At 62.6% G+C, this 13,580-nt stretch carries 11 protein-coding genes; 3 read left to right on the top strand and 8 right to left on the bottom strand.

Annotated features, from left to right (window positions below):
* Positions 1-13 precede the first annotated feature (13 nt).
* The 6 genes from cydB to NL154_RS31620 all read right to left on the bottom strand — a co-directional run bounded on the left by cydB (position 14) and on the right by NL154_RS31620 (position 7,709).
* Positions 14-1,168 (bottom strand): cytochrome d ubiquinol oxidase subunit II, encoded by a 1,155-nt coding sequence (cydB, locus tag NL154_RS31645; RefSeq protein WP_210633631.1) that lies wholly within the window; start codon positions 1,166-1,168, stop codon positions 14-16.
* Between the two features lie 6 nt (positions 1,169-1,174).
* Complete coding sequence (locus NL154_RS31640; RefSeq protein WP_434734665.1) at positions 1,175-2,755, bottom strand: cytochrome ubiquinol oxidase subunit I; 1,581 nt, start codon at positions 2,753-2,755, stop codon at positions 1,175-1,177.
* Between the two features lie 77 nt (positions 2,756-2,832).
* Complete coding sequence (locus NL154_RS31635; RefSeq protein ID WP_434734664.1) at positions 2,833-4,524, bottom strand: amino acid ABC transporter ATP-binding/permease protein; 1,692 nt, start codon at positions 4,522-4,524, stop codon at positions 2,833-2,835.
* Entirely contained in the window at positions 4,521-6,251 is a 1,731-nt protein-coding gene (cydD, locus tag NL154_RS31630; protein WP_434734663.1) for a thiol reductant ABC exporter subunit CydD, read from the bottom strand. The genes NL154_RS31635 and cydD overlap by 4 nt, the downstream gene beginning before the upstream one ends.
* A gap of 4 nt (positions 6,252-6,255) precedes the next feature.
* Positions 6,256-6,834 carry a GbsR/MarR family transcriptional regulator gene (locus NL154_RS31625; RefSeq protein ID WP_210633624.1) on the bottom strand — a complete coding sequence of 193 codons (579 nt, stop codon included), beginning with the start codon at positions 6,832-6,834 and terminating at the stop codon, positions 6,256-6,258.
* A gap of 275 nt (positions 6,835-7,109) precedes the next feature.
* The gene (locus NL154_RS31620) at positions 7,110-7,709 is read right to left on the bottom strand and encodes a HupE/UreJ family protein (protein ID WP_434734662.1); all 600 of its coding nucleotides are present in this window, start codon (positions 7,707-7,709) and stop codon (positions 7,110-7,112) included.
* A 274-nt stretch (positions 7,710-7,983) separates the two neighbouring features.
* Between NL154_RS31620 and NL154_RS31615 the strand changes: the two genes are divergently transcribed.
* Complete coding sequence (locus NL154_RS31615) at positions 7,984-9,015, top strand: hydroxyacid dehydrogenase (protein WP_210633620.1); 1,032 nt, start codon at positions 7,984-7,986, stop codon at positions 9,013-9,015.
* 52 nt (positions 9,016-9,067) lie between these two features.
* Here NL154_RS31615 and NL154_RS31610 read toward each other — a convergent pair whose 3' ends face one another.
* Complete coding sequence (locus NL154_RS31610; RefSeq protein ID WP_434734661.1) at positions 9,068-10,075, bottom strand: Tim44 domain-containing protein; 1,008 nt, start codon at positions 10,073-10,075, stop codon at positions 9,068-9,070.
* Positions 10,076-10,159: 84 nt separating this feature from the next.
* Complete coding sequence (locus NL154_RS31605; protein WP_210633617.1) at positions 10,160-10,618, bottom strand: YbaK/EbsC family protein; 459 nt, start codon at positions 10,616-10,618, stop codon at positions 10,160-10,162.
* A 247-nt stretch (positions 10,619-10,865) separates the two neighbouring features.
* Here NL154_RS31605 and NL154_RS31600 point away from each other — a divergent pair, with 247 nt between their 5' ends.
* A complete protein-coding gene (locus NL154_RS31600) occupies positions 10,866-12,212 on the top strand; it encodes an extracellular solute-binding protein (RefSeq protein ID WP_434734660.1) in 1,347 nt (448 codons plus the stop codon).
* 65 nt (positions 12,213-12,277) lie between these two features.
* A complete protein-coding gene (locus NL154_RS31595; protein WP_210633614.1) occupies positions 12,278-13,579 on the top strand; it encodes a carbohydrate ABC transporter permease in 1,302 nt (433 codons plus the stop codon).
* Position 13,580: the final 1 nt, after the last annotated feature.

Below are 13,580 nucleotides of genomic sequence, written 5' to 3'. Positions count from 1 at the left end.
CGTTTCGTCTCCCTCAGTAAGCGTGACTGTTCTTGTCTGTGATCGATTTCTCGTCGACCTTGCCCCACAAAACCCTATAGACCCAGGCGGTGTAGGCAAAGATGATCGGCAGGAATATCGCCGATACCACGAGCATGATGAACAGCGTCATGTGGCTGGAGGATGCATCCCAAACCGTCAGGCTCGAGCGCGGATCGAGGGAGGAGGGCAGGATGAACGGGAACATCGACAGGCCGACCGTTGAGATGATCCCCAGTATCGCGATCTTACTGAAAAGCAGTGTCATCACCTCGCGCCTTGCCCGCATGGCGATGAAGGCCAATGCCGCACCGGCAAAGCCGAGGACGGGCGCGACGATCATCCATGAATGGGCGGTGTAGTTGGCAAGCCATGCGCCGTTCTCAGGCACCACCGTCTTCAGCAACGGATTGGAAGGCCCGATCGGGCTGATATCGCTGCTGATGCGATAGCCACTGACGCCGACCCATAGGAAGAGCCCGCCGAGGGCAAATAGCACGATGGCCGCCAGGGCGGCGATGCTGCCATAACTCCTGGCGCGTTCCGCAACCGGCCCGCTCGCCTTCAACACCAGCCAGGCCGCGCCGTGCATCGTCAGCATGGCGACGGAGAGCAGGCCGCAGAGCAAAGCATAGGGGTTGAGCAGGGCAAAGAACGAGCCTTCGTAGAAGATCCGCATATCGTCGGCAAAGCGGAAGGGCACGCCCTGCAGCACATTGCCGACGGCAACGCCGAAGATCAGCGCCGGCACGAAGCCGCCGATGAAGAGCGCCCAGTCCCAGCCGTAGCGCCAGCGGACACTTTCCCGCTTCGACCGGTATTTGAAACCGACCGGACGCAGGATGAGTGCGAAGAGGATCGCAAACATTGCGAGATAAAAGCCCGAGAAGGAGACTGCATAAAGCGGCGGCCAGGCGGCGAAGATGGCGCCGCCGCCGAGAATCAACCAGACTTGGTTGCCTTCCCAGGTTGCGCCGATGGTGTTGATTGCCAGGCGCCGTTCCGTATCGGTCCTGGCGACGAAGGGCAGGAGCGTGCCGACGCCGAGGTCGAAGCCGCCGGTCGTCGCAAAGGCGATCAGCAAGACGCCGAGCAGCAGCCACCAGATGACGCGCAGGGTTTCATAATCGAGGAGTTCGTGAAGGATCATGACAGGTCACTCCGCGGCCGGGACGAGGGTTTCGGAAATCAGCACGGCTTCCGGCGCGTCGTCCGGTTCCGGTCCCTGGCGGATCGCCTTGATCATCAGACTCATCTCGATGACGATCAGAACCGTGTAGAGCGCGGCAAAACCGATGATCGTCAGAAGCACGGTGCCGGCGCCGAGGCTGGAGACGGCTGCCGCCGTCGGCAGCACGCCTTCGATCACCCAGGGCTGGCGGCCGAATTCGGCGACGACCCAGCCGAGCTCGATGGCGACCCAGGGAAGCGGGATCGCCAGCACGGCAATCCGCAGCAGCAGCGGATATTTGTCGAGATGGCGCCGCGCCGATAGCCAGAAGAAGGTTGATGTCAGCAGGATGAAGAAGATGCCGAGCCCAACCATGATGCGGAAGGACCAGAAGAGGGTCGGCACATGCGGGATCGTATCACGCGCCGCCTGAACGATCTGCGCGTCGGTCGCCTGGCGGGGATCGTCGACATAACGCTTCAGCAGAAGGGCATAACCGAGATCATGGCCGAGATCCTCGAAGGAGGTGCGCACTTCCTGCGCAACCTGATCCTGCGTCGGCGCTGCGCGGATCTGCATAAGCGCATCGTAAGCTCTGATGCCGCCGCGGATGCGGGCTTCGGCTTGCTGTTCGAGCTTATCGATTCCGGGTATTTCCGTCGTCAGCGATCGTGTGCCGATCAAGCCCATGACCCAGGGGATATGCACGGCGAAATGTGTTTCGCGCGCTTCCTGATCCGGAAAGCCGAAGGCGGTGAAGGCGGCCGGAGCCGGCTCCGTCTTCCACATGCCTTCGATCGCGGCGAGCTTCATCTTCTGGTTTTCGGTTGCCAGATAACCGCTCTCGTCACCCAACACGACGACGGACAGCGCCGAGGCAAGACCGAAGGAGGCGGCGACCGTCATCGAACGCTTGGCAAGCTCGATATGCCGGCCCTTCAGCACATACCAGGCCGAGACGCCGAGCACGAAGATCGAAGCGCAGACGTAGCCTGCCGACACGGTATGAACGAATTTCGCCTGGGCGACCGGGTTGAAGACGACGTCGAAGAAGCTTGTGATCTCCATGCGCATCGTCTGCGGATTGAGTGCCGATCCCACCGGGTTCTGCATCCAGCCATTGGCTATGAGAATCCAAAGGGCGGAAAAATTCGAGCCGAGCGCCACAGCCCAGGTGGCGACGAGATGGCCGACCTTCGACAGCTTGTCCCAGCCGAAGAAGAACAGCCCGACGAAGGTGGCCTCCAGGAAGAAGGCCATCAAGCCTTCGATCGCCAGCGGCGCGCCGAAGATGTCGCCGACATAATAGCTGTAATAGCTCCAGTTCATGCCGAACTGGAATTCCATGACGATGCCGGTGGCGACGCCGAGCACGAAATTGATGCCGAACAGCGTGCCCCAGAATTTTGTCATCTGCCGCCAGATCTGGCGGCCGGTCATCACATAGACGGTTTCCATGATCGCCAGGAGCACGGACAGGCCGAGCGTCAGCGGCACGAACAGGAAGTGGTAAAGCGCCGTCAGCGCAAATTGGAAGCGCGAAAGTGCTACGATATCTAGTTCCATTGTCTTTCTCCCACGGTCCCACGGGGTACGGAGCGTTCCTCAGCGCCGGCCGGCGGGTGAGGGCATGCGGGTCTTGCTCAGTCCGATCGAAGCCGGTCGAGCGCCTTTTCGAACGCCGCCTCCCCACGGCGCGAAACTTCCGAAATACGGCCGCCCTCGATGACGGCGATGCGGTCGGCAACCGCAGCCTCGCGGCGGATATGCGTGGCGATCACCAGCGAGCGGCCTGCCGCCATTAACGACAGCTGTGAGAGCACATCGCGAGCGGTGGCGCCGTCGAGGCCTTCGGTCGGCTCGTCGAGCAGCCAGAGCGGCGTCTCGCGCAGGAACAGCCGGGCAAGCGCCAGCCGGCGCGACTGGCCGCCCGAAAGTCCGAGCCCACACTCGCCGAGCCTTGTGTCGATCCCCTTTGGCATGGCCTCGATATCGGCAAGCAGGCCGGCGGCGGCAAGCGCTTCGCGAAGGCGGTCCTCGCTCGCATCCGGGTTCGCAAGAAGAAGGTTGCCGCGCAGGCTATCCTCGAAGAGTTCCGTCCGTTGCGTCAGCAAGGTCGCCCTCATCACGGCGACGCTTCCTGCGCTTGCCGGCAACTCGCGGGAAAGCAGAGCGAGCAGGCTCGACTTGCCGGCGCCGCTGCTGCCGATGACGGCAAGGCGTTCGCCCTGCTTGAGCACCAGGTCGATGTCCTCCAACGCCGGCACGGCGGAATTCTCATGGAAGCCGGACACGCCAGCCAGAGAAAAGGCGTGCCCCGGCAGCGGCGTCGCTGGCGGTTGGGTCTCATCAGCGACGGCAAGCCGCGGTGCGATCCGCTTTGCGGCCAGCAGCGTTCGGCCGAGTTCCAGAGCCCCGCGGCGGAGCGCCGCGAAGGGTTCGACCGCCGCGAAGGCGACGAGCAGGCCGAGGGCTGCGACCGGCGCGCTAATCGCTTTCGTTTCCGCAAGCGCGGCCACCGTGAGCAGCGATGCCGTCAGCAGGAGCGTGGAGACGAGGCCGAAACCGAATGTCAGACCGGTTTCGACACGGTTCAACCGATCATCGGCTTGAGCCGCGTAACTGTCGGCATCCGCGATGGCGCTCCTCTGCGCCTTGAGCCGGCCGGCCATCAGCAGGTCGGTCTGGCCGGCGACGAGATCGATCGTCCGTGACCGCAGCGCCTCGATGCCATGGGCACGCCTGCGGGCGGGTTTGCGCGCAACGCGGCCCGCGATCAATGGCAGGCCAAGGCCGGCTCCGGCGAGAAAGAGGCCGAAACACAGGCCGAACGGGGGATGCATCAGGCCCAGCACCACGCTCGCAGTCAGTGTTGCGCCGATCGCGACAGCAGCCGGCACGAGAATTCGGAGATAGAGGGAATCAAGCGCATCGATATCGCCCGTCAGCCGGAACAGCAGTCTCGCCGGACGGTGCGCCAGAGCACGGGCAGCACCCGGTTCGGCAAAGCCGCGAAACAGTCTTTCGCGCAGCGCGGCAAGCACGCCGAGTGTTGCATCATGGGTCGCAAGCCTCTCGCCGTAGCGTGCCGCCGTCCTGACGACGGCGAGCAGGCGGATGCCGGCGGCCGGTGCGAAAACGTCGAAGGTCATGGCGGCCGCGGCCGATAGCCCGGCAAGGGCAGTGGCGGTGATGAACCAGCCGGAGAGTCCGAGCAGCGCGACCCCTGCCGTCACCGTTGCCGCCGAAAGCACGGCGCCGACAAACAACGCGCGTCGACGTTCGGCCAAGAACAGACGAAGGATCGGCTTGATGTCTGCAACAAAGAAGCTCATTCAGCCGCCTCCCTCATGGCGAAATCCGCATCGATGCGGATGGCGCGGTGCATGCGGGCGGCGAGCAGCGGATCATGTGTCGCGACGATGAGGGTACGACCCCGCGCCAGCGCGAGCAAGGTCTCGGTCACATCAGCCGCCGTGTCCGCGTCGAGATGCGCGATCGGCTCGTCGGCCAGAATGATCTTCAGATCAGGATTGCAAGCAGCGCGTGCGATCGCAAGCCGCAGCGCCTCGCCGCCGGAAAGACCGATCCCGCCTTCGCCGAGCGGCTGGCCCCCATAAGCGTCGGCAACCTTTCCGAGGCTGGCGGCGGCAAGCGCGTCCGCCACGTCGCCGCGCGAGATACCAGGCCTGCCGAGTGCGATATTGCCTGCGATGGTACCGGCAAAGATATGCGGCTTTTGGCCGATCCAAGCCATCGCGCCCCGCAGCGTGGCGACGGTGTCATCCCCAAGCTCGATGCCACCGATGACGATGCGGCCACCGACGCAGGGCGCCAGTCCCGCTATCAGCGAAAGAAGCGTTGACTTGCCGGAGCCGCTGGCACCAAGCAGCGCCAGATGTTCGCCGGCGGCGATATCGAGGTTGAAGCGGTCGAGGATCAGCGGCTCGTCGGCGCCGTAACCAAAGGCGAGATTTTCAAGTCGGATGCCGGGCGCCTCGGTGCTGGCGAGAGCCGCCGGTTCGGCCAATCCCCGAATGGACAGACCTTCGGCGGCAAGCGCGTCCAGGCCTTTCAGCGCCGCTTCCCCCGCCGCCCGGTCGTGCCAGACGGCCGAGAGTTCGCGCAGCGGCTCGAAGAAGGCCGGCGCCAGCAGCAGCATGAACAGTCCCTCTGTCAGGTCAAGCCGTCCTGTCCAAGTGCCGAAACGGATTTCGCCGAGCAGGCTGAAGCCGACATAGACGGCAACCATAGCCACGCCGAGCGCTGCCAAAAGCTCGAGCACGGCCGAGGACAGAAAGGCGATCTTCAGCACGGACATAGTGCGCGCACGCAGCGATTCCGCCTCGCGACGCAGCCGCAGGGCCGTTGTATCGACCGCATCCAGAGCACGGATCGTCGTCAGTCCGCGCAGGCGGTCGAGTAGGAAGCCGTTGAGATCGCCGGTCGCCACAAGCTGCTTTTCGCTGGCCGCCTGGGCGCGCCAACCGATCAGCGCCATGAAGATCGGAATCAGCGGCGCGGCAAACAGCAGAACCAGCGCGGCGATCCAGGAGACGGCGAGGATAAAGACAAGGATGACGAGCGGCACAAGGCTCGCTTTCACCCGCGCCGGCTGGAAACGGGCGAGATAGGGCACGATGAGCTCAGCCTGTTCGCCGATGACACTCGCGGCTTTGCCGGATGCCGGCCGGCCGCGGTCGACCGGCGACGCCAAGGAGAGGGAAGCGGCCGCCGCCTGCCGCTTTCGGCTGAGTTCGCTCCGCGCGGCGCGGAAGGCCAGGCGCCCCCCAGCCGCGTCGAGACAGCTTCTTACCAATCCGAGAACGAGAATGCCAAAGGCCGGCCAGAGAACGTCATGCTGCCCGCCGCCGCCGGCGAGACGGCCAACCGAGACGGCCAGCAGCGCAGCCTGCGGGATCCAGATGACAGCGGCCAGCGCCTGCAGCATCGCCGCATTGCGCAGCCGGCCTTTGCCCGCATCGGCGCGTGGTGTCGCGACCTTTCCAGCCCGCGGCCGTCCATCCGCTTCGTTTGTCGCGTCGAAGAAAGCAGTGCCCATGCCGCTAACTCTTGTTTGCAGGATTCGGCCGGCGGCTGCGGCCGAGCGAGATGACTCGGTCCTTGGCCTCCAGAAGCTTTGTCACTTTCGCGCCCAGCGAGAGTAACGTCGCGAGCCTTTCCGTTTCAAGTTGTTTTACGTCTTCATACCAATGCGTCAGCTGTTCGATCAGCGTATGCATCTCGCCCATGCGTTCCTGCGCATAGCGCTCGGTTTCGCTTGCCGGGCGCTGCATCAGGATTTCGCGCAAAACCGACAGCGTCGGGTCGACCTCCCGTTTCTTCCGCTCCTCGGCAAGCGTCCTCAATATCTGCCAGACATCATCGGGTGTGGTGAAGAAATCGCGGCGATCATCCGGCTTGTGTTTGAGAAGGACGAGATTCCAGGCCTGCAGCTCGCGCAGGCTCATCGACACATTGGAGCGCGAGATGCTGAGGGAATCGGCGATCTCCTCGGCGCAGAGCGAGGCGGGAGAGACGAATAGCAGGGCGTAGATCTGACCGACTGTGCGATTGATCCCCCAGCGCGATCCCATTTCCCCGAAATGGAGAACAAAGGACTGAACGAGAGGCGGAAGGTTCATGTCAATTTCCGTTGAGTCTGTGATTTCAGAAATTTCTGAAATCACTATACAGAGCTTTACCTCCCGCCGACAATCAGCAAGAGGTGCCTGCGTCAATTTGGATATTGTCAATTCACGCGTGGGATTGACCGCAGCGGATTACGCGGCGCAACTCCGCGGTTCGTCAGCGCAATAATGCGAAAACTATGTCCGGCATTGCATCGCGCATGCCGAGCGTAATTGTCCGAGCGAGGTGCGTCAGCTGCGTATCGGCTTCTTGCCGAAATGCGAACAGATCAGATCAGACCGGCCAGGATGCCCAGTCCCGAGATGGCGGCAAGGCCGCCGGCCGCCCGCGTGACGAAAACGCCCTGGCGTTCGCCGGCGCGGCCGATCACGCAGCCAAGCGCGAGGCCGGCGCCATGCAGCAGTCCGGTTGCCATCATGAAGCCGGCAGCATAGGCGGCGCCGGCAGCGTCGTCCGGCATTTCGGCGCCGTGCGCATGGCCATGAAAGATGGCGAAGAGACCCGCCATGCCGAGCGCCGTAGCCAGCGGCGCCCTGACATTGATTGCAATCATGCCCCCCAGAACGACGACGGAAAGCGCAATGCCTGTCTCAACGAAGGGAAGATCAACGCCGGCAACGCCGAGAGCACCGCCAAATGCCATCATCAGGACGAAGGTCAACGGCAAGAGCCAGATGGCGCGACCGCCGAGCTGGAAAGCAACCACACCGACCATCACCATGGCAAGGACATGATCGAAGCCGGAGATCGGATGAGCAAAGCCATGGCTGAAGCCGGCAGCGTCGCCGACGGCAGGATGGGCGGAAGCGACAGCCGGTAGCGCTGCGGCAGCCAAGGCAAGCAGGCCGCTCTTAAGTACTGACTTCATGGTTCGTTTCCTTTGCAATTCTTCGACTTCCTGCCGGGATGCCTCAAGCTAATTCAGGCAGTTCGTACCGTCAACAAAAAAGCCACGAATAGCCAGAGAATTCAATTGCTTATCTGATAGGCAAATGCCGCTTTCCATTGCTTCGGCCACTCATGATCAGCACCGGTGCGCGGTTCGCTCTGCAATTTCTCGTCAGCCAACTGGAAACGACCGCAGTCGGAGGTTATCAATTCTCCAGCCGGCAACGCAAGCCGCCGCGACGGAGGAGATGCCGATGACAAATGCCGAACGACCGCTGGCGATCAGCGCGCCCGAGCCGCGCACGCTCGATCTGATCTTCAGCGATAAGGCACGCGCCGAACTGCAGGCGAAATACGAAGTTGTCGAAGCCGATCCGAAGAACATCGCCGGGCTTGGCGACGAAATTCTCGGCAGAGCGCGCTATGTGATCGGTCAGCCGCCGCTCTCGGCGGAAACGCTCGCCAGAATGCCGGCTCTACGCTCGATCCTCAACGTCGAGAGCAATCTTCTCAACAACATGCCCTATGACGTGCTGTTCGAGCGCGGCATCCATGTCGTGACGACGGGCCAGGTTTTCGCCGAGCCGGTGGCCGAAATCGGTCTCGGCTTTGCGCTGGCCCTGGCGCGCGGCATCGTCGATGCCGACGTGGCCTTTCGCCAGGGCAGCGAGCTCTGGGGCGGGGAGGGCAATGCGAGCGCGCGGCTGATCGCCGGTTCCGAGATCGGCATTGTCGGCTTCGGCGATCTCGGCAGGGCGCTGCGCCGCTTGCTGTCCGGTTTCAGGGCGCGCATCCGGGTCTTCGATCCCTGGCTGCCCCGCTCGATCCTCGAAGAAAACGGCGTCGAGCCCGCAAGCCTGGAGGATGTCCTGACGAAGAGCGATTTCGTCTTTGTCGTCGCAGCCGTCACCAGCGAAAACAGGGGATTTCTCGGTACCGAGGCCTTTTCCAGCATGCGCAGGGGAGCGGCCTTCATCCTGCTCAGCCGCGCCGACGTTGTCGATTTCGACGCATTGATGGCGGCTGTTTCGTCAGGCCATATCGTCGCGGCAAGCGACGTCTACCCTGAAGAGCCGCTGCCGCCTGATCATCCGGTACGCAGCCTGAAGGGCTTCATCCGCTCGGCGCACCGGGCCGGAGCGCTCGACAGCGCCTTCAAGAAGATGGGCGACATGGTGCTCGAGGACATGGACCTGATGGATCGCGGCCTGCCGCCGATGCGCTGCAAACGGGCGGAGCGCGAGACGGTCTCCCGCATGCGCTCCAAGCCGGTCGCGGTGAATTGAAGATGCCGCCCAAGCTGATTGACAGCCTGGGCGGCGTGAATAAGAGCCTTCTTTAAGCGGCGCGCTGCCCGGTGCCCTGGATCGCGGCGAGTTTCCAGTCCGCGCCCGGCCTGCGCACGAAGGTCCAGATCTCGGTGCTTTCGCTCGGACGGCGGTCGTCGCCGGAAACGACGCGACCGCTCTCGCGTTCGACCATCGCATCGATCGAGGAATAACGCATAGCGAGCGTCGCATATTCCTGGCCGTTCTCGCGCCAGGCCTCGGCAATATCGCCCTGCAGCAGCTTGACGTCGGAGACACGGTTGCGCACGCCGTTGGTGGCGTTTTCTCCCAGTTCCTCGGCAAGGTAGGACATGGCCTCGGGCGTCGTCAGCCGGCGCAACGCGCCGTAATCTTCGGCGCCGTAAGCGGTCTGCACGCTCGTCAGCAACTCCTCGAACTGGTCGAGATCAGCCTGGACCAGCCCGATCTCGTCGCTTAGGCGATTGCCGCGCGGCAGTCCGCCGTAACCGGCGCCCGAGCCGATCGCCGGGATCTGGAACGACGAAGAGTTCGTGGGCGACATTTTAACGGACTGGCCGTAGGACCGGCTCTGACCGCTGGCGCCGTAAGAAGGCTGGCGGCGGTTGGCGAAATAACGCATGGCAAGCATGACGGCGCCGCCGATCAAAGCGATCTGCAGCAGCATGCCGAGGAAGCCGAAGCCGCCGCCGAAACCCTGGCCGAGCAGCATGCCGAGGAGACCGCCGGCGATCAGCCCGCCGATCATCGAACGGCCGAAGCCGTTGAAGAAACCCGGGCGCTGCTGGGCGTAGCCGGGCTGCTGCGTGCTATAGGGTGCCGTCGTTTGCGGGCGCGGCGTCATCGATCGTTCGATGGGGGCAGCCGGGGCAGGCGCCGTACGGGTAACCGGAGGCGCGCTGAAAGTGCGGGTGCCACGGCTTCCGAACCCGCCGAAGGCGCGTCGCGCATCGGCATCGCTGATCGTGGCAAAAACGGTAGCGCTCGTCAGTACGGCAATGGCCGCCATCTTGGCAAAACGCGAAACGGCACTCGGCATTCCTGGTCTCCTGTCATGCACAATCACGGCATGTCGGGATAGAATATAGGTCGTCTTTCTTCTGTTTGAAGTTTTGCGAGTGTTTTACTGACAAACATCGACCCAACTGGCGCCGGTGAGCTCGGCCAGCCGTCCCGTAGCGATGCGCACGGCCGAATTGGTCGAGCCGGCCGCCGGTACCACTTCATCGAAACGTTTCAGCGAAATATCGCAATAGATCGGCAGCGGCGCGGGCAGGCCGAACGGGCAGACACCACCGACCGGGTGGCTGGTGACCGCCACCACCTCTTCGGCATCGAGCATGCGCCCCTTGGCCCCGAAAGTGTCCTTGAACTTGCGATTGTCGAGCCGCGCCGTACCGCCGGCGACCACCAGCATCATCTGTTCGCCGACGCGCAGACAGATCGTTTTGGCGATCTGGGCGGGCTCGACGCCATGGGCTTCGGCGGCAAGGGCAACCGTCGAGGAACTCTCGGCGGTTTCGATGATGTCGATATCGGGTGCGTGAGCACGGAGGAAGGCGCGGACGGATTCAAGGCTCATGAGGCGATGCTAGACCAGGAAAGCCGCAATTTGAAGCATAAAAGATGCCCGTCGAACACTGCCGCTTGCAAGTCCCGCGCACATCGTCATAATAATTTTTGCACACGTGCTCAATTTTGTCATTCGACCGTTACATCAAGCCCATAGAGCGGGACTTGTCACGTTTCGCGGGCTCTCGAAGCGGTCGTCAACACCAGTGATGACCCGTCAAGAGGCTTCACACTGCTCTTCTGGGGAGATGAAGAAGATGACCATTTTGCCGACGTTGAAATCCCTTACGATCGCGGCTGCCATCCTGGCCTCGACCTCCGTATTTGCATTCGCCAAGGATGTTACCATCAGCGTCTGGGCCGGGGGCACCGGCCCGAACGACGTCTATCGTCTCGATGCCATCGAGATCGCGGCGCAGCAGCTGCAGCGCGAAGCCGCCCTCAAGGGCGAAGACCTGAAAATCACCGTCGAGAAAAAGCCCTATAGCGCCTGGGAAGACTTCAAACAGGCGCTGACCCTTGCCGCAGAAGCCAAGACCGCCCCGAACATCGTCGTAAGCGGCCATGAGGACATCGCGCCCTGGTCGCAATCCGGCCTGATCGTCCCGATCGAAGATTATGTCGACCTCGACTCCTGGCCGCTCAACGGCATCTACGAAAATCTTCTGAAGATCGCCTCCTACAACGGCACCGTCTACGGCATCCCGCAGGATGCCGAATCCCGGCCGATGTTCTTCTGGAAACCGTATATGAAGGCGATCGGCTACAGTGACGCCGATCTCGACGCCCTGCCGCAGAACGTGCAGGACGGTAAGTATACGATGAAGAACCTGCTCGAAGACGCCAAGAAGATGCAGGACAAGGGCCTCGTCCAGCCCGGCTACGGCTTTTATCCGCGCACCAGCAACGGTCCGGATTACTGGCAGTTCTACACCAGCTTCGGCGGCACGATGGAAGAAGGCGGCAAGCTTGTTTTCGACAAGGCTGCGATGGCACGCACTTACCAGTTCTTCGCCGACGCTGTTAAATCAGGCGTCACCAAGAAGAACCACATCGGCATGCCGGGCGACCAGTGGTGGAAGGAAGTCGCCACCGGCAAGGCCGGCATCTGGGACGGCGGCACCTGGCACTATGCCCGACTCGTCAATCAGGAAGGCCTCAAGGATTTCTTCGGCAACGTGATCTTCACGCTGATCCCGGCCGGCGAAGGGGGCAAGGCCAACACGCTGACGCATCCGCTCGTCTACCTCCTGACCGCAGGCCACGACAAGGAGGACACCGATATCGCCGCCAAGCTGATCGCGATCGCCTCGGAGCCGCGCATCAATGCGTTGCATGCGGTCAAGTCAGCCCATCTCGGCATTTCTGAGGCGGAGTCTGAAGTGGATTTTTACTCGGCTGACCGCTGGACCCGCGAAGCCACCGAACGCCTGCTGCCGCATGCCAATGCGATGCCGAACAATTCCGATTTCGGCACCTATTGGAACATCATGTGGAAGAACCTCGAAGCTTCCTGGACCGGCGCCAAGACCGTCGACGCCGCCATCGGCGATGCCGAAAGCGAGCTGAAAAGCACGCTCGGTGACAAGATCGTCATCCGCTGAGATCGAAGCATCCCTCCGGACGGCGGCAACCCCGCCGCCCGATCGATCCCTTCGAGGAGGCTTCCATGAAAACGTCCAGAACGCTCGGACTGGTGATGATCGCGCCTGCGGCCGTCATGATCGTGCTGTTTTTCCTGATGCCGGTCGTTCTGACGGCAGTCTTCTCCATGACCAACATGACCACGGCGACTGGCATTTCAGGGGGCGTCTATCAGATCGCACCTAATTCGCTGATCACGCTGAAATCGGCGATGCCGGAGATCGCGGCCGAGATGGCCGAGCCGCGCTACACGATCGACGAAGCCGGCCTCAAGGCCGTGGAGGGCCTCGGCCTTGCGCCTGCGATCGCGGCGGAGTTGCGCGCCAAACACGCCGGCGAGATCTTTGCGACGCGGCGCGAGGTCGAACGCATGATCAAGGATCTTGCCGAACGCCCTTCGACGCGTGAGGTCAAACATATCTCCGAACAGTTCAACCGCTCCGTCCTCAACACGCGCTTCGACAGCAAGGAACAGCTGTTTTCGTCGCTGGACGGTCTGGGTTTCAAGCTGACGCCGGAGCAGAAGGAAACCGTCGCCAAGACCACCTATACCGGCTGGACCTGGACGACCGACAATTTCTCACGCATGGCCAGCTCGCCCGACATGGCGCGTGTGCTTTTCAATACCGTTCTCTATGTCGCGCTAGTATTGATGCTCTTCAACGTCGGTTATGCGCTGCTGCTTGCCATCTGGACGCATTACATGCCTCCGACGCCGGCCTCGATCTTTCGCGGCATCTGGCTCCTGCCGCGCATCACGCCCGTCGTCATCTACGTCATGCTGTGGAAGTGGCTCGCCTGGGACAGCGGCTTCATCTCCATCCTGATGGGCAAGTTCGGCTACCCCCCGAAGAACTATCTGCTCGATACCGCCTATAATGCCTGGTTCTTCGTCGTGCTGATCAACGGCTTCATCGGCGCCTCGATGGGCATGCTGGTGTTCTCGTCGGCGATGAAGGCCATCCCGAAGAGCCAGTTCTATGCGAGCGAGGTCGACGGCGCCTCACGCTGGCAGCAGATCCGCTACATCATCCTGCCCCAGATGCGCTGGCCGATCCTCTTCGTCACCTGCTATCAGACGCTGTCGCTGCTCGCCTCCTTCAATGAAATCCTGCTCGCCACCAATGGCGGGCCGGGCAACGCGACCGAGGTCTGGGCGCTCTCCGCCTATCACACCGCACTCAGAAACTATGCCGGCAATCTCGAATACGGACTGGGTGCCGCCATGGCGCTGGTGCTCGTCGTCATCGGCGTGGTGCTGTCGCTGCTTTATCTGCGCGTCTTCAACTATGGCACGCTTGTCGCCAAGCCCTTGATCGAGGATTGAC

It is taken from the genome of Rhizobium sp. YTUHZ044 (genome assembly GCF_051123975.1).
Classification (GTDB): Bacteria; Pseudomonadota; Alphaproteobacteria; order Rhizobiales; family Rhizobiaceae; genus Rhizobium.
The sequence above is the reverse complement of the archived record's forward strand: the minus strand, read 5'-3'. Positions and strand labels throughout refer to the sequence as shown.

Bases quoted from the DNA above. Each gene is read 5' to 3' on its own strand.
- cydD (WP_434734663.1), bottom strand. From the start codon at position 6,251: ATGGGCACTGCTTTCTTCGACGCGACAAACGAAGCGGATGGACGGCCG.
- cydB (WP_210633631.1), bottom strand. From the start codon at position 1,168: ATGATCCTTCACGAACTCCTCGATTATGAAACCCTGCGCGTCATCTGG.
- NL154_RS31600 (WP_434734660.1), top strand. From the start codon at position 10,866: ATGACCATTTTGCCGACGTTGAAATCCCTTACGATCGCGGCTGCCATC.
- NL154_RS31635 (WP_434734664.1), bottom strand. From the start codon at position 4,524: ATGAGCTTCTTTGTTGCAGACATCAAGCCGATCCTTCGTCTGTTCTTG.
- NL154_RS31620 (WP_434734662.1), bottom strand. From the start codon at position 7,709: ATGAAGTCAGTACTTAAGAGCGGCCTGCTTGCCTTGGCTGCCGCAGCG.
- NL154_RS31615 (WP_210633620.1), top strand. From the start codon at position 7,984: ATGACAAATGCCGAACGACCGCTGGCGATCAGCGCGCCCGAGCCGCGC.
- NL154_RS31605 (WP_210633617.1), bottom strand. From the start codon at position 10,618: ATGAGCCTTGAATCCGTCCGCGCCTTCCTCCGTGCTCACGCACCCGAT.
- NL154_RS31625 (WP_210633624.1), bottom strand. From the start codon at position 6,834: ATGAACCTTCCGCCTCTCGTTCAGTCCTTTGTTCTCCATTTCGGGGAA.
- NL154_RS31640 (WP_434734665.1), bottom strand. From the start codon at position 2,755: ATGGAACTAGATATCGTAGCACTTTCGCGCTTCCAATTTGCGCTGACG.
- NL154_RS31595 (WP_210633614.1), top strand. From the start codon at position 12,278: ATGAAAACGTCCAGAACGCTCGGACTGGTGATGATCGCGCCTGCGGCC.
- NL154_RS31610 (WP_434734661.1), bottom strand. From the start codon at position 10,075: ATGCCGAGTGCCGTTTCGCGTTTTGCCAAGATGGCGGCCATTGCCGTA.